We start from the raw sequence: 16603 nt of genomic DNA, 5'->3' as shown, positions 1-16603 counted from the left end.
CGCTGATCTGTTAAGGAGATCCACGCCGATGCGTACCACGCTCGCCACTTACACCTGCAATGACATCACCGCCATCTATCGTGAATCCGAGCAGCATGTTGTCGAACTGTTGCTTGTGCCGACCGCTACGGTCAGCCAGGTGGTGCGCGACGATTGCGCCGCCGAGCCGCTCGTCCAAGCCAAAATCGTTGGAGACGACTATCCCTTCGGCTTTTCGCAAGGCCGCACCATGCGCAATTCGGCAACTGTGGCGGCTATGCGTTGCGTCGGCCAGCGTATTCGTGTGGACGACGGCCAATGGCATCATGTTGCGTCCGTAACAGCTGCAGAATCTGCCGACGGGCATTCAAATGTTGATGCGCTGACTGGAATAGCCGGGGTGGACGCCAGTGATGAGAAGATCGCGAATATCTCGCATACGGCGGGTATCAAGCATATCGTAGACGTTACTGGACGGATTCTCGTCGAAACCACGCTGAAGGACGAACGTGGCTACCGATATACGCATACCCTGCGTATGGGCGCTGACTCTCAGGCTGTGGAAATCTCCACTGCCTTCACCAACGAATCTGACGCGCCGGTGACGTTGGAAATGCTCTCTAGCTTCACTTTGGGATCGCTCTCGCCGTTCTCCACCGGCCTGGCCCCGGAAACGCTGCAACTGCATCGTCTCCGTTCCACGTGGAGCGCCGAGGGGCGTCTGGTTAGTGAACCGGTTGAAGACGAGCAGCTGGAACCCAGCTGGCAGCAGTATTCCGCCAATTCCATCCGCTTTGGTTCGATCGGCAGCTTCCCGGTGCGCGGATACGTGCCGTTCGCTGCAGTCGAAGACACCGCGCACGGCGTGACGTGGGCTGTAGCCACCACGCAGGCCTCCAGCTGGCAGATTGAAGCCTATCGTCGCGACTATGGACTGTCACTTTCCGGCGGCCTGGCCGATCGTGAATTCGGCCAGTGGACTCGTACCATCGCGCCGGGGGAGACGTTCGAAGCGCCGTACGCCGTGGCTTCCGTGGTCGCTGGTGGCGTGGATGACGCAGCGCAGCGCGTGGCCGGCAATGTGCGCCATCATCTCGATCTGCCGGAATCCGAAACCCGAATGCCGGTGATTTTCAACGAATTCTGCACCACCTGGGGCGTGCCCACGGAGCAGAGCGTGGACGAGCAAATCGAATTCCTCGGCAAACTCAAAGCCGACGGTGGCAAGGGCGTGGATTATTTCGTCATCGACGCCGGCTGGTTCGACGACAAGGCCTTCGAAGCTGCCAGCCATTTCGGCTCATGGCAGGTGAGTAAGGCACACTTTCCGAACGGCCTCAAGCCCGTGGTTGACAAGGTGCATGCGGCGGGCATGAAAGCCGGCATCTGGTTTGAATTCGAAATCGCCGGCCGCGAGGATCCGGACTGCTTTAACCATCACGCCTGGCTGCTATCGCGCGACGGCATGTCCATTACGTCGGGCAACCGCCGTTGGTGGGATATGCGCAATCCCGAAGTGCGCGCGTACCTCAAGACCAAGGTCATTGATTTCCTTGCCGACAACGGCTTCGACTACATCAAGGTCGACTACAACGACACCATCGGCATCGGTTGCCAGACACCGGCCGGCGAGAACGGCAACCCGAATTCTCTTGGTGATGGGTTGTATGAGCAGATCCTCGCTTCTCAGGAATTCTTCCGTGAGATGAAGTGCGAAGTGCCGGGGCTGATTGTGGAGATCTGCGCCTCCGGTGGGCATCGTCTGGTGCAGTCCTTTATGGAGATCGGCTCGATGGCCAGCTTCTCCGATGCACACGAACAAGACGAAATTCCGGTGATTGCCGCAAACATGCATCGCATGATTCTGCCGAGACAAAGCCAGATTTGGGCCGTGGTCAAACGCGATCAGCCGCTGAAAAAACTGTATTATCAGGTCGCTTCCGGTCTACTGGGCCGTCTGTGCTTCTCCGGTGACACTGAAACGTTGCGCCCCGAGCAGGTTGAGACGATTCGCAAGGGCATTGATTGGTATGCCGAAGCCGCGCCGGTGATCGACCACGGCGTCAGCTCATGGTTCGGGCCGCACATCGCCAGCTACCGTCATCCGCGCGGTTGGCAAGCGATCGTGCGTTGCGGCGAGATTGGTACGCCAGCAGAAGGGCACACTTTGGTGGTGCTGCATACCTTCCATGAAGCTCCCGCCAGTATCACGCTACCTGGAATCGCCAGCGATACCACCAATATCGCCAAGGTATGGGCACGGCTGGGTATCCAAGTAAACCGAACCGACGCAGGTGCGCTCGCCATCGAAGGCCTCGAAGACTTCGACGGATTGGCAGTATTGCTGTAACACCGTAGCCAATTGTTTCTCCGATGGTTTTGAGTGCTGTGGCGTCAATCGCAAGGCTGCATTTACATGCCCTACGACCATCGTTCAAACGGGATCACAATCTTGAACTTTGAAAGGAATGGTTATGGAAAACCGATTTGCTTCATTCCCCCTAACCGACGTTACGTTGGCGGATGGTGAGTTTCGCCGTCGCCAGTTGTTGGTGCGTGACTATGTGCTGAGCTTCGACCTCGATCGACTGATGCATACATTCCGTGTGAACGCGGGCGTTAGCGAGCCAGCTGGCGTCGAGCCGTTAGGCGGATGGGAAGCGCCGGACTGCGGACTGCGCGGCCATTTCGTCGGCCATTTCCTGTCCGCTGCATCTCGCTTCTATGCCGGCTGCGACGCTGAATTAGAGCCACAAATCAAAACACAACTGCACACCATCGTGGACACGATTGTGAGTGTGATGGCTGACTGCGCACAGCCGAGCGGCTACCTCTCCGCATTCCCGGAAAGCCAGCTGGACACCTTGGAATCCAAGGAATATCGCAAAATCTGGGCACCCTACTACACGTTGCACAAGATTATGCAGGGGCTGAACGACGCCTATCGTTACGTCGGCAACGAGACCGCGCTCAAGCTGGCCGTCAATCTGGCGCACTATATCGCGGGACGTTTTGCGCCGCTCGGTCATTGGAAGATCGACAACATGCTGCGCCCCACACGGCTGAACCCGATTAACGAATTCGGCGGCATCGGCGAGGCGCTCTATAACCTATACGACTTGACCGGCGACGACAAGGTGCTCGCCACCGCCAAAATCTTCGACCGTGACTACTTCCTTGGCCCGGTCTCCCAAGGAGAGGACGTGCTTGAGGATCTACATGGCAACACGCATCTGCCGCAGATCATCGCCGCCGAACACCGTTATGAGATCACCGGCGAGGTCAAATATCGCGATGCTGCTGTGAACTTCGCGAACATGCTGGCCACGCGCACCTTTGCCAACGGATCCAACAGTTCCAAGGCCAAGCATTACACGCTGGAATACGGCGTATCCGACAAGGCAGAACACTGGGGCACCGCCGGCGACCTGCACGACGCGTTGACCTTCGGCGAAAGCGAAAGCTGCAACGGTCACAACACCGAGCGTGTCGTCTCCACGCTGCTGCGTTGGACTGGCGATAAGCGTTATGCCGACTGGGTCGCCCGTTTGAAGTTCAATGCCATTCTCAACTGCCTCAATCCGCGCACGGGCTTAAGCCAATACCATCAGCCGATGGGTGTGGGTGCTCGCAAGATCTTCTCTACGCCGATGAACACCTTCTGGTGCTGCACCGGCACCGGAGTGGAAGGCGCATCTGACCTGCAGAAGGATATTTGGTTCCGTGGCGTTGCCGGTGCTGATAATGCTGGTGTTGGCAGTGCTGATGGATTGTCGTCGGCAAAGAACAGTGCTGACTCACCGGCGGCTGCATCCGCGGCCGATAACGGAGCAGCCGTGTCGACTGTGTTGCTTGGTTCGTTTATTGCATCTGCAGTGGATTGGCGGGAACAGGGTGTGCGTCTCGAACTTACGACGGATTATCCCGCAAGCCTGACCGCTACGTTGACGGTTCGTTTGCTCCCGCAGTCAGGGGCCTGCTCTGAGTCCTCCCGCTTCGCTCTGCTGCTGCGTGGCGATACTGTGGCTGACGCTTCCGTGCCGATGTCGCACCGCGAGGACGGCTACGCAGTTATCGAACGTGATTGGCATGACGGCGACGTGGTGACGTTCTCCATTGCATCGAATTGGCACACTGAAACACTGCAGGGCGCTCCGGCGCGCAAGGCAGTGCTGGAAGGTGACGTGTTGATGGCCATGCCCGGGCATGCCGTGGACATCGACAACCTGCCCGATGGGGGAGCAGCGCTCGAAGAAGCAGTGACTGTTCTGAAGATGCGCCCGCTCGCTGCAATCGGCGGCGACGAGGAATACAGCGTGTACCTCAACACTGATGCCGCGCATCCAGTTCAGATCGAGCCATTCGAGCCCGTAGCCGAAGGTGCCAACGATCCACAGTGATCTGATTCTTTCCCAAAAGCCGGGGCCATCCCCGGCTCTTTGCGTTTTATGGGAATGCCATTTTGGAGGAGATTCAGTTTGCCGTAGACGACTCCAGTTGCCTTGGTTGCTCTTTCTGAGGTCGATTAGGCAGGGCTTTGCTCTCTCAGCGTGGTTTCCAATCCACGTGTGGACTTAAGACCACGCTGAGCCCTCCATAGGCGTGGCAATCGCTCCATGTCGTGGCGACAGAGCCACGCTGACGCGCTCAGCGATGCTTTCAATCCACATGTGGATTCGATACCACGCTGAGAGCACTGTCAGCGTGGCAACCAATCCACATGTGGACTTAAGACCACGCTGAGCGGCCCAGTGAAGCTTCCACACCACCAGATGGATTCAATGCCACGCTGGGATCGGCGTCAGCGATGCTTTCAATCCACGTGTAGATTTAGAGCCACGCTGAGCCGTTGTCGGTTGGCGACCAAGTGCATATGGCGTCAGAACCGCATCAGAAGAAGATTGCGGACAATAGGGAACACGTTTTTGTTCGTTTTAGGTGCCAAGGCTCATAAATGTGCGGGAAACGCAGCTTCCAGGGTTCACGAAAATGTAAAAACAACGCCTTCAAGGTTCGTAAAAGTGCAAAACGCCGTATTTGATGGTTGTATTGCGCCTTTGAGCGATGAGAGGCAAGCGCTGGTGAACAGTTGGTGCTTGGTTGTTTGGCGTTGGTATGCAACAAGGCCGTTTGCGATTCCGCCTATTCGGTGGGATTGCAAACGGCCTTGCTGTTGGTAACGTAATAATTCGCGCGGCGTTTGGTCGGTGAGGTGCCGGCCTCAATATGTGGCCGCGCTTAGTCAAGTCTTACTTGGAGAAAATGCGCTTCACGAGCTTGCTAGCTTCGACGGACAGAGCCAGATTGCCGAGGCCGTCGTTCATGGGCACGTTCATAGACATCAGCTTGTTGAGGATTTCTTCGTTGTTCATGTTCATCGTCCTTTCGTAATCGATATTTATCGTAGGTCGGGCGAGACATGGAAGACGTATCGCGCTCGTCTGTTTTTTGATACTTTCATCGGGTGTTAGGACAGAAAGGACATGATTATTACGACGCGCGGTGATTGTAGCGCTACAATTTTAGCGCTACAATCACTAATGCAGCTGAAACAGGCTTCCTTCCGTCCAGGGGCAGTCCGGTTTCAGCGCTAATTAAACGGCCGTAGCAAGCCATCCAAAGGAGCATGATGACCACGTCAACATTCATCGCCGAACCCAATGCCCTGATCTGGACCGGGGACGGCGAAAACCTGCGCATCGAGGCGTGGGGTACCAACAGCGTCCGCGTGCGCGCCCGCCTGATGCAACCCATCGCCGACGCCGACTGGGCACTACTGCCTGCCAACACTTCGGAAACGACAAACGCCGACGTCAGCATCACCATTGTCGATAATCCCAACGGATCAACCACCGCCACCCTGACCAACGGTCGCATCGTCGTCGTCGCCGAAGCCAACGGCTATGGCGACAGGTGCCGCCTCTACTTCCGCGACACGGACGGCAAAGAACTACTGCGCGAGTCCGGCGACGGGGGAGCGCTGCGCCTGCGTGCACGCAAATATGAATCGCTGCCGGGCGGCGGCGTGCGTGCCACCGTCACCTTCGACGCTGAAGCGAACGAGCACTTGTACGGCATGGGCGAATACCAGCAGCCGGTTATGGATTTGAAAGGCACCACGCTGGAATTGGCGCATCGCAACTCCCAGGTATCCGTGCCGTTTACGGTATCCAGCCGCGGCTACGGATTCCTGTGGCACAACCCGTCCGTTGGTCGCGCCACCTTCGCCGTCAACAGCACCCAGTGGCAGTCTGCCGCCTGCGACCAGATCGACTACTGGGTCACCGCCGGCGCAACTCCGGCGCAGATTATGGCCCAATACGCCGACGCCACGGGCCATGCTCCGGTGATGCCAGAATGGGGCTTGGGATTCTGGCAGTGCAAGCTGCGCTACTGGAACCAGGAACAGCTTTTGGAAACCGCGCGCGAATTCAAGCGCCGTAACATTCCGCTGGATCTGATCGTCATCGACTTCTTCCACTGGCCGCTGATGGGCGACTTCCGCTTCGATGAGGAATTCTGGCCGGACCCGAAGGCCATGTGCGACGAATTGCATGATATGGGCGTCAAACTCATGGTCTCCATCTGGCCGCAGATCGACCTCGAATCGGAGAACTATGATGAGATGCGCCGCCGCAACCTGCTGGCCAAAACGGTGAACGGCAAGGACGTGGGCATGTGGTGGCCGCGCGACAATCAGTTCCTCGACGCCACCAACCCCGCTACCCGCGACTTTGTATGGTCCAAGGTCAAGCACAACTACACCGATCTCGGTGTGGATGCTTTCTGGCTGGACGAGGCCGAACCCGAATGGGGCGGCGATTACGACTACGACCACTACCTGTACCATATCGGACCGGTGAATAAGGTCGGTAACGTGTATCCGGCGCTGTACAACAAAACCTTCTACGATGGGCAGCTGGCCATTGGGCGCGAAGGTGAGATCGTGAACCTCACGCGCGCCGCATGGGCCGGCTCCCAGCGATACGGCTCCTTGGTGTGGAGCGGCGATGTGCACTCCACCTTCGCCGATCTTAAAGCCCAGATCACCTGCGCGGTGCATATGGGACTCGCCGGCATCCCTTGGTTCACCACCGATATGGGCGGTTTCGCTGGCGGCGACCCGCAGTCCGAGGACTTCAAGGAACTGTACGCACGCTGGTGCCAGTTCTCCGCCTTCTCACCGGTGATGCGTAACCACGGCGACCGCTTGGGCGGCTACAAGGTGCCGGGCAAACCCACCGTTGACCGCAAGGGCAATCCGATCGACCACATCCACACCGGCGGCGACAACGAACCGTGGAGCTACGGGGAGCAGATCGAAGCGATTATGCGCAAATACATTGCCATCCGCGAAGCGATGCGCCCCTACACCCGCGAACTGTTCGACGCCGCCCACACGGACGGTCAGCCGCTGGTGCGCGGTCTGTTCTACGAGTTCCCGAGCGACGAGCGCGCCGCGAACATAGCCGACGAATACCTCTTCGGCCCCGACCTGCTCGTGGCACCCGTCACCGAACTCGGCGCACGCTCGCGCGACGTCTACCTGCCTGGCGATGCCGCAACCTCATGGACCAACCTGCATACCGGCGAAACCTTTGCAGGCGGGCAGTGCGTTACGGTCGAAGCCTCGCTCGATGTGCTTCCCCTGTTCGCACGTGACGGCAAGGCCCATGGGCTTGACGGCATGATCTGATACCAACAAGCCAACAAGTCAACAGCGAGCGGGTGCCGTCATATCCATCGACGGCACCCGCTAGTTTCGTTGCGATACTGGCGTCATGATGATAATGGTAGGGATGCGGCACGGTGCCGCCGGAGCTAAGGAGAGGTCACGCCATGGTCACGTTGGATGATGTTGCGGCGCTCGCCGGCGTATCGCGCATGACGGCGTCGAATGCGCTGAACAACAAGCCCATCGTCAAGCCGGCCACAGCGCAGCGTGTGCTTGACGCCGCGGCTCAGCTCGGCTATCGGCCGAATCTTGCGGCTCGCCAGCTCAGCTCCGGCCGCACGCACATCATCGGATTGACCATCGCCGACTTCGACTTGATCTTCCCCGCGGATCTCGCAGCCTGCGTCTCGGATCAAGCGCAGGCGCGCGGCTACCAGGTGATTGTGCAGCAGACCAGATTCTCCAGCGATTTCGAGCGGGCCATGGCGGAAAGCCCGGTTACGCAAATCTGCGATGGCACCATTGTGTGCTGGCCCAGCTCCGCATCGGCCGAACTTATGGCTTTCGGCCGTGCACATCCGCTGGTGGTGCTTGACGGGTTCGGTCTGGAAGGCCGCTGCGACTGCGCGTTCACACCTTGTGCTGATGGTATGGCCGCCGCTGCCAAACATTTGGCCGATCAAGGCTGCCGTCGTGTGCTCATTCTCGGTGGGGACTATGAGCCCCTTGAAACCGACGCTGGAGCGCAGACAAGTTCCTGCCGGCAACGAGTGCGTGGTGCGGCGCAAGGGTTGCGAGACGCCGGACTGCCGTATGAACGCCACTATGTTGTGCCCTGCGCGTGGACGCGCGAAGCCGGTTATGCCGCAATGACGCGGCTGCTTGCCCAAGGGCGCGATTTCGATGGCGTGTGCTGCCTGAACGATCCTGTAGCCATCGGCGCATACAAGGCGCTGCAGGACGCCGGTGTGCGTATTCCGGATGACGTGGCCATCACCGGATTCGACGGCGTGGCCGACGGCCGCTACCTGTCGCCCGGCCTGACCAGCGTGGTCATCGACCCCAACGAAGTGGCCCGCGTCTGCCTGAATCTGCTGATTCAGCGCATTGAGCGAGGCGATAGCGCGGCATCGCTCAACGATACTGACACACAGTGCATTGATATCGGTTTCCAACTAATCCAGCGAGGCAGTGCCGAACGTCAATAAATTTGAGGTTGATTACTGTGGTATAGTATTTTGAAATCAGTTTCAAAAATATCCAGCGATGACACACTGCCGAAAGTTTGGTGTCTCGCTTGGCGTTGCGAAGGATGACCGTCGATGCATTGTCCTGATAATCCCACAGCTTCTGATAACCGCATAGTTCCTAACCTCACAGTGGTGTTGGTACATGGCTGGGGCAGTTCGCCCCGTACCTGGGAGGGAATCGTGTGGCCTGAAGGTTGGCGAATCCTTCCGTATACACTGCCAGGCCACGGCAACCGTCGTGATGAAGGATCTTGGACGATTCCGTCTGCCAGTGAGGATTTGGTTGGTTTCATTCGGCAATCTGTGCCGGCAGGGGAGCGTGTATTGCTGATCGGTCACTCCATGGGAGGCCAGTTGACTGCTATGGTGCAGGCTCAGCATCCTGAATTGGTGCTTGGCGAAGTGGTGATTGATCCTGCGTATGGTGGGGATGATTCGCCTGCTGCCGTGGCGCAGATGATGTCGCAGCTGGAAGCGATGCGATCCGATCCGCTCGGCACGCTGCTTCAATTTTCGGCACGCTGCTTCAATTTGTTGAGGGGGCATTCTCTCCATACTTGCCGCAATCTGCGCGCGACATTATTCGGCAGGATATTGCCGCGACCAATCCAACGGCATTTGGTGATTATTTCGAATCGGAGTATTTGGTTCCTGGCGCGTTCGGTCTGCGCAAGGATACGCCCACGGTTGCCATGCGGCGGACTAGGCCGGTGCTGGGCATCTATGGCAGTGAAGCTCGCGGCGCGATGGAGCGCGAAGTTGATCCGCAGGATTTGGATGTATCGCTGTCCGTGTGGAATGGCGGGCATGGCCATTTTCTTCATATGGAAGATCCACAGCGCTTTGTGCAGTGCGTTGAGAATTGGGCTGCGCGAATTGGCACGCTGAACGAATCCGCGTGATGGTGGTCTGGTGGCATCGCTATCTGTGCACAGTATATGAAATTGCTTTCATTGCTGTAGTGAATAACGACGGTTGATTATGGATATGAGGCTTTCAAGATTGCCATTGTTGATTTCATAGCAGCATTACGCAATCCTGCGTTTTTGGCGTGTTGGTTTGACAGCGTAGGGTTTTATGTTCATAATCAAGATATGAAAGCGGTTTCAATACGAAGGCCGCAGAAATTGAACAGCAATAGCCGTTTCCCGACGAAGGGATGATTATGACATTCGAAGTGTCCGCAGCACTGTCCGACTCCGACCGCCAGTGGGTTGAGTCATTGCTGCCCAAGCTGGACGCCAAATTTCAGGCCGAAATCACGCGTGTGAACGGGCATATTCCGTACATTGCCAACGATGGCGTGTACCAGACGTTCAAAGACGAAACCGGCAAGGCCGAGGATGCCGACGGCATTGCCTGGTGGACCAATGGTTTCTGGCCGGGCATCATGTGGCAGATGTTCCACGCCACCGGCAACGAGACTTACAAAACCACTGCCGAACACAGCGAAGCTCTGCTCGACCGCGCGTTTGATGAATTCATCGGGCTGCACCACGACGTCGGCTTCATGTGGCAGCCCAGCGCCGTCGCCAATTACAAGCTCACCGGCGGCGAACGCTCCAAGGCGCGCGGCATGCATGCCGCCGAACTACTGCTCGGCCGCTTCAATCCGGTCGCCAAATACATTCGCTCCTGGAATCTGCCTGGTAGTGAAGGCTGGTCCATCATCGACTCGATGATTAACGTGCAGACCCTGTTCTGGGCCGGCAGAGAAACCGGCGACGTGCGATTCACCGAAGCCGGCAAAATGCACTGCGATACGCTGATGAACAATGCCGTGCGCCCAGACGGCTCCTGCAACCACATCACGGACTTCGATCCCATCACCGGCGAGGTGCGTGCCACCCCCGGTGGTCAGGGATACGAATCCGGATCCTCGTGGTCACGCGGCCAAGGCTGGGCTATTCTTGGCTTCGCGCTTGCCGCGCGCAACACGGGGGAGCAGCGCTATCTTGACACCGCCAAGCGCGTAGCGCATTATTTCATCGCCAATATCGCGCTCACCGATGCCAAGTCGCTGGTGGACTTCCGCGCTCCTGCCGAGCCCGTCTACTGGGATGCTCTGGCCGACGTGATTGTGGCCTGCGGCCTGATCGACATTGCCGAACAGGTGCCTGAGCTGGAACGCCACCTGTATCTTGATTGGGCGGTGCGCATTCTGAAGGCCGTCGAAGCCGAATGGTGCGATTGGGCGCCGGAGCGCGATGGTCTGGTGCAGATGTGCACCGGCTGCTACCACAACGAGAACGATCGCGAAGTGCCGATGATGTACGGCGACTACTACTTCGTCGAAGCCGTGCTGCATCTGGCTGGCAAAGCCATGCGCATCTGGTAGCGATTACTATTCTTGCCTTTCCTCCTTTCCTTCCGGCGGTGCCGTCGGTGGTGGTTCGTCCACTGCCGACGGCACCGTTTTTTTGTTTGGGTTTGTGGAAGGTCTCAATGCTTGCAAATCAAGGCGAGTGAAGCGTGAGTGTTGAATAGGGGAGGCATTGATATCAAGAATCAAGAAACCGGTTTCTATACCTGTTTCAGGTCGCCAAAAACAAGGCTGCGATAAGGTGCTTCAAGGGCAATTATCCCTGAAATTTCAATAGTTCAGGGCGTTTCGGCGACAATCCGCGACTTCGTAACACGCGCGAACTTGACTTTGAAATCGCTTTCACATATTCTATGTACATCAGTTCAAAACGGTTGAGGTTGCAGTGATGGCCCCGCCGGAAGCGCTTTCATAGGTGGAGCGCTTGATTCTTAAGGAGGAGAATCAATGGAGTCGGTGAAGAAAGTCCCCGGATTCCTGGCGCACAGGTGGCGGCTGGGTGGTGACGCCCGGCGTGGATTATGCCGAGCAGGCTTGGCGAGAGGGGCGCAAGGTGCCGCTGCCCGCCGCTGGGGAGCCGGTGCCACCATACGCGCGCCGCTCCGACTTCACCGAGCCTATCACTCAGCGTCGCGCCGTTGTGGTGACCGACGATTATGTGCTGCTGGTCGATTATCTGCATGGTGATGCCGATCACCAGTATGACTGCCTGTTCCATGCCGATGGGTTGCAGTCGCTGACTGTGGTGCCTGTTGATGGTGTTGCGGATGTTGCTGCTGCAGATGGTGCCGCTGTGGCCCATCAGCCCACCTACCTGTGCGACGACTTGGCGGATTCCGATCATTTCGCCGTCTCACCGGAGCTTACCTATCTCGGCCATGAGCCGATGCTTGACCCCTCGCCTCTTAGCTCCGGACAGTTCATCACCGACTGCCACCGATTCGACGCACACAACGTGGGCGCGGTAAAAGCCAGCTTCGCCGCGGATATGGCTGCGCTGAACGACCTCGGCTGGTTCGCACGCCAGCGCACCACCGGTAACACTCCCGGCATCATGCATATGGATATCTGGTCCGTGGCACCCGACGCACGTGAAGTGGTGGTCGGTTGCGATCCGGAGTATTACCAGACCCAGCAGCAGCTGCACTATCGTGTGATCACCGATGGCACGCAGCAGGCTGATGGCCAGTTCGGCGCATGGATCTTCGGCCGCGATGACATCGATGTGGCCTTGAACGGTGCCAACGAACTGATGTTGGAAACCGTCAGCGGGCCCTATGTCTGGCAGACCGGCATGATCGAACCCAAGCCTTTCAACCCGGTTCCCGCCTTGTTCTGGGGCGACGCATGTGTGGAAACCGCCAGTGGCGAACGTATCGCACTGGCCGACCTGCCCTGCTCGTTCGAAAACGTGCGCCCTGTGCGCGAAGCGAACCGGGACTACGAAGGCGGACCGGTGAAAATCGAAGGCAAGCGCATGGCAACCAGCGTGCCGGCCTCGCCCGAAGATATTAGCTCGCCCGCAGTGGTACATGTGGATTTGAGCGGTGTGGATGCCGTGCGATTCGTGGCATCGATTGGTGCGGATACGCCGATCGGCTCCGAACATGACCGCCGCCGCACGCTCGACTTCAGAACAGCAGGTCGCGAGGCGCGCTTCGTAACCGTGATGGAACAGCACGAAGGCACACCGATGGTGCGCGCAGTGAGCCAGGAAGGCAACGATACCGTAGTTCGTCTTGCCGATGGACGCACCCAACGCATCACCATCAGCGACCCGACCTTGGACAAGCCGGTGATCACCTTGAGCGAAGAATAGGTTGGGCTGATTGCGGCCTATTGCTGCTGGCTCCGGCGATTACGGATTTGCTGAACGAGCAGCCGCAACGGCTACAACCAACAGCTACAACAGATATAACCGACACCATTGTGGGCTGACATCGACGGTCGGCCCACGCAAACGTTCCGCTTGCCATAGATTGGCGGCGGACACACACAGGAAAGGCGAGAAGATGCAGAATTCCACACTAGGAAGCAAAGCACTGGAAGCATCCATACGACGTGCAAAAGCCGCCATCGCGGCAACAGGAGCGGTATACCCGCAGGGTGCCGTTGACGGTGTGAACGATATGATTGCGCTCGGTAAGCGGGTGCTTGCGGGCGAGTATCAGCGACCGTTCAGCCATAGCCGGCATTATCTGCCGCAGATTGATAACGCTGCATTCGTCAACCGATTCAACACGATGATCACCGGCTGGCAAGTGCCCTACGATATGGAACGCACCTACGGCATGGCCGATGCCGCCGCATGGATTGGCACACAGAACCTTGCCGCCATGACCCCAGCAGTGCTGCGCGCCAAAGCGCACGAACTTACCGACCGTGCGCATCAGGTGCTGAAGGATGCTGTGCCTGGCCGCGAGCTGGGCAATATCGCTCCCGCTGCCTGTGAGGAACTGCAGTCTGCGCTCGCCGCTGTTGAGGCACTGAACAGTGAAGTTGCAGATGCACAAGCAGACGTGAAGAAAGCCGATACGGTTGATATATCTGCTTTGGCTGGTGCCTCGGCTCGTCTAGCCAATGCAATTCGCGATGCTTTGGCCTCGACGGTGCTGGTGTTCGACATTGATCCGAAGGCGAACCTGTTCCTCAACGGTGCCGACAGCGACTCGCTTGCCGCGCGCATCAATGCAGATCCGTTCCTCGCCGATCAGTATCAGCAAATCAAAGCCGTCGCTGACCAGTGGACGGCCGACGATGTGGCGTTCGCGGCCGACCAGCTGCAGCGCGATCAGCTTGACTATGCTGCGCTGAACGCTCGGTTCCCGATGTGGTCAAGCAGTGAAACAACGTTCAACTTCGTCACTCCGGCTGATGCTGTGGCCGCACGTGTCGAACTGAAGCTTGATGCCGCCGCGAACGCGGGCAGCGACATGGAGCGCCTTGAACTGTGGGTTGACGATCTGCGCGTATTCGCTGGAACCGGTGGCGATTGGCCTATTGTCAACGCTGGCTTCGATGATCCCGGTCAGTCGGATGCGGATGGTGCCGTTAGTGCCGGTGCTGCTGCGGACGCAACTGCCGCCGCGGACAATGCTCCGGCAGGATGGCACGATGCTTCTGTCGGCGGCGCTTGCGCACGCCGCGATGCCAATCAGCACAATGGTGCAGCCGGTGCCTCGCTGCATCTAGCTTGCCCGGCTGGTTCTGCTCAGGCCAACAACAACGGCAAGGATATCGACGGTGCTCAAGCCCCTGTCGCCAAGGCTGTCAGCCTCAATCCAATCGCCATCGAGCCGAACCAGGGCACCACGGCGACCTTCATGCTCAAAATTGATGGCGTGATGCCGGTGGGCTTGGATTTCACCATCCACTTCCTCAACGCTAGCGGCGAAGAGTGCGGTGTGTTCGAACGCACCATCAACCGTTCGAGCTATCTCAGACGCGGGCCGGGCATGGCCTTGAGCTGCCAGGCGGACGCCATCGTTGCGTTCGTGGAGCACAATCAGGCATACGCCGAAAAGGCCAAGCGCGAGATCTTCCTTGAACTCGACGAATTCTGCCAGGGCGCGGAGCATTGGATGGTCAACAACTGCCGTCCCTACGGTGCAGACGCATACGGTGCCGTGCAGGCCGGGCGCATCATGTGCTCAGTAGCCGCCGCATACTCCCTGATCTGCGACAATGAGCGTTTCCCCGGATTATTCAGCAGCGATGAAACCCGCCGACTGCTTAATCTGTGCGACTACATGCTGCTGTATGTCACCGACTCCCGCGATCGCACGGCATTGACCGGCGACGAGGTGCAGCTGGGTGCCACGAACTGGCAAACCGATATGATGGCCGGCGCGGCCGTACTATCTTTGGTGCTGCTGCAGGCCGGCGTGCTGCCAAGCGAGGAACGCAAGCTTAAGGCTCGTCGCACAGTGCAGGACTCCGCATGGTTCCTTTCCAGTCAGCTCAACGACCACGTTAACCCTGATGGTTCGTTCCCTGAATCCTTGCGCTACCATATGGCCGCATTGTCTCGTTACACGTTCGTGGCGCGTGTGCTGGGGCATTGCACGGGTGCGGATTGGTATAAAACGACCCGTCTGCGCGATATGTTCCAGTATTACGCTGACATGGTCACGCCCGATTACCCGTTCTCCAACACAAAGATTCCCTCCCAGCCGGGCGAGGCCGAACCATTGTCTGCTGCAAGCTACGAGGCTGGATGCGGCGTGCCTTCCACGCCCACCTTCGGTGATCATCAGGTCGGCAACGGCTCCGAATTCGCGCAACTGGGCTTGTGCGCCGGCGATGTGGCGCGTGTGGATGGCACTTTGTCGCGGCAGATGCTCGCCACTTGGAAGCGTGCAGGCAAGCCGGTTGCCCCATTCTGGACTGAATCGGTAGCATTCGAACATCTGCTGCTCGACGCAACCGCCGCCGACACCATTGATACAACCGGTGCAGGGGATTGGGGTCCGCTGACCTCTAATCTCGATTACCCGGATTCCGGCATCTGCCTGTTCCGTAAGGGCTTCGACCAGCCGCACGAGCAGATGCTCGCCGTTATGGCCAGCCCCAAGCCCATCGGGCACGGGCATTTTGACGAAGGCTCGTTTATTCTGTACAAGGATCGTGTGCTGACGGTGGCCGACCCCGGCATTATCGGCTATTTCGACTCCTCCAAGGACTGGCTGGTCAGCTCCTCGGCTCACGCCACCATGCAGTTCGCCTCACGAACCGGTGCTCGAGCCCGTGGCGAAGTGCGCGCCGACAGACTGGATCTGAGCAATTACAGCATCGAGCGCGGTTGGGTTGACACCCCGCGCACCGCTCGCGTGCTGAACACGTCGTTCGGTGGGGACGTGGAGCGTATCGATATCGAAATCGACAATGCCCAGGATGTTGAAACCGGTCACATGCCGGTTGCCAAGCATCGTCGCACAGTGCTGTGGTTCCCCGAACCCGAACTGATGCTGGTGCATGACAGCATGAGCGATTTCGATGGGACGATTCGCTTCAATCTGCCGATTGCCGCGCGTGTGCTGCCGCAGCTGCCGCAGTTGCCGTCGCAGTCGGGAAAGAGCGGCGCTCCTGTTGATGTTCGCCATGTCTGCAACTATGGCCTGTCGTTGCAGACCACGTTCCTAACCCCGCTGACAGCAATCAGCACCGAATGGGGATTGAGCTCGCCTGTGGCACCCAAGGTTGATGGCAAGGATCAACTGGAGTTCCTGCGCGCCGAAACGGACGCCGCCAATGGTTTCACCGTGCTCATCAACGCAATGCGCGCCGGAGAGCCTGAAGCAAACGCAACGATTGGTGCCGACGGTGCTGTATATCTGACTAAGGGTGCGTGGCACGGCGTTGCGACATTCTGAAACC

General features: G+C 58.4%; 9 protein-coding genes and 1 pseudogene. 9 read left to right on the top strand and 1 reads right to left on the bottom strand.

The annotated features are described in order from the left end of the window. The first annotated feature begins 28 nt into the window (after nt 1-28). Together G1C95_RS06550 and G1C95_RS06545 are read left to right on the top strand one after the other, a co-directional pair. Nucleotides 29-2329 (top strand): glycoside hydrolase family 36 protein, encoded by a 2301-nt coding sequence (locus G1C95_RS06550; RefSeq protein WP_169172149.1) that lies wholly within the window; start codon nt 29-31, stop codon nt 2327-2329. Between the two features lie 124 nt (nt 2330-2453). Continuing rightward, nucleotides 2454-4379: a beta-L-arabinofuranosidase domain-containing protein gene (locus G1C95_RS06545; RefSeq protein ID WP_169172148.1), complete on the top strand. Its 1926-nt coding sequence runs from the start codon at nt 2454-2456 to the stop codon at nt 4377-4379. 849 nt (nt 4380-5228) lie between these two features. Here the strand turns inward: G1C95_RS06545 and G1C95_RS12635 are convergent. Further along, entirely contained in the window at nt 5229-5351 is a 123-nt protein-coding gene (locus G1C95_RS12635) for a hypothetical protein (RefSeq protein WP_277348187.1), read from the bottom strand. A 257-nt stretch (nt 5352-5608) separates the two neighbouring features. On the opposite strand from G1C95_RS12635, the gene G1C95_RS06540 reads away from it, so the two are divergent. The 7 genes and pseudogenes from G1C95_RS06540 to G1C95_RS06515 all read left to right on the top strand — a co-directional run bounded on the left by G1C95_RS06540 (nt 5609) and on the right by G1C95_RS06515 (nt 16599). Further along, nucleotides 5609-7675: a glycoside hydrolase family 31 protein gene (locus G1C95_RS06540; RefSeq protein WP_169172147.1), complete on the top strand. Its 2067-nt coding sequence runs from the start codon at nt 5609-5611 to the stop codon at nt 7673-7675. 143 nt (nt 7676-7818) lie between these two features. Next, nucleotides 7819-8862 (top strand): LacI family DNA-binding transcriptional regulator, encoded by a 1044-nt coding sequence (locus G1C95_RS06535; protein ID WP_169172146.1) that lies wholly within the window; start codon nt 7819-7821, stop codon nt 8860-8862. A 114-nt stretch (nt 8863-8976) separates the two neighbouring features. After that, nucleotides 8977-9378 (top strand): annotated as a pseudogene (locus tag G1C95_RS12780) (alpha/beta fold hydrolase); the annotation flags it as partial. An 83-nt stretch (nt 9379-9461) separates the two neighbouring features. Next, complete coding sequence (locus tag G1C95_RS12555) at nt 9462-9806, top strand: hypothetical protein (protein WP_240947463.1); 345 nt, start codon at nt 9462-9464, stop codon at nt 9804-9806. 263 nt (nt 9807-10069) lie between these two features. Next, the gene (locus tag G1C95_RS06525; protein ID WP_169172144.1) at nt 10070-11242 is read left to right on the top strand and encodes a glycoside hydrolase family protein; all 1173 of its coding nucleotides are present in this window, start codon (nt 10070-10072) and stop codon (nt 11240-11242) included. 484 nt (nt 11243-11726) lie between these two features. Further along, complete coding sequence (locus tag G1C95_RS06520) at nt 11727-13046, top strand: hypothetical protein (protein WP_169172143.1); 1320 nt, start codon at nt 11727-11729, stop codon at nt 13044-13046. A 193-nt stretch (nt 13047-13239) separates the two neighbouring features. Next, nucleotides 13240-16599 (top strand): heparinase II/III domain-containing protein, encoded by a 3360-nt coding sequence (locus G1C95_RS06515; protein ID WP_169172142.1) that lies wholly within the window; start codon nt 13240-13242, stop codon nt 16597-16599. Nucleotides 16600-16603 lie beyond the last annotated feature (4 nt).

The organism is Bifidobacterium oedipodis (genome assembly GCF_012932425.1).
GTDB lineage: Bacteria > Actinomycetota > Actinomycetes > Actinomycetales > Bifidobacteriaceae > Bifidobacterium > Bifidobacterium oedipodis.
This window is presented reverse-complemented; position numbering and strand designations above follow the sequence as displayed.

What these genes read in the sequence shown, in the direction of transcription:
- G1C95_RS06550 (WP_169172149.1), top strand. Translation starts at nt 29, where the DNA reads ATGCGTACCACGCTCGCCACTTACACCTGCAATGACATCACCGCCATC.
- G1C95_RS06545 (WP_169172148.1), top strand. Translation starts at nt 2,454, where the DNA reads ATGGAAAACCGATTTGCTTCATTCCCCCTAACCGACGTTACGTTGGCG.
- G1C95_RS06525 (WP_169172144.1), top strand. Translation starts at nt 10,070, where the DNA reads ATGACATTCGAAGTGTCCGCAGCACTGTCCGACTCCGACCGCCAGTGG.
- G1C95_RS12635 (WP_277348187.1), bottom strand. Translation starts at nt 5,351, where the DNA reads ATGAACAACGAAGAAATCCTCAACAAGCTGATGTCTATGAACGTGCCC.
- G1C95_RS06515 (WP_169172142.1), top strand. Translation starts at nt 13,240, where the DNA reads ATGCAGAATTCCACACTAGGAAGCAAAGCACTGGAAGCATCCATACGA.
- G1C95_RS06540 (WP_169172147.1), top strand. Translation starts at nt 5,609, where the DNA reads ATGACCACGTCAACATTCATCGCCGAACCCAATGCCCTGATCTGGACC.
- G1C95_RS06535 (WP_169172146.1), top strand. Translation starts at nt 7,819, where the DNA reads ATGGTCACGTTGGATGATGTTGCGGCGCTCGCCGGCGTATCGCGCATG.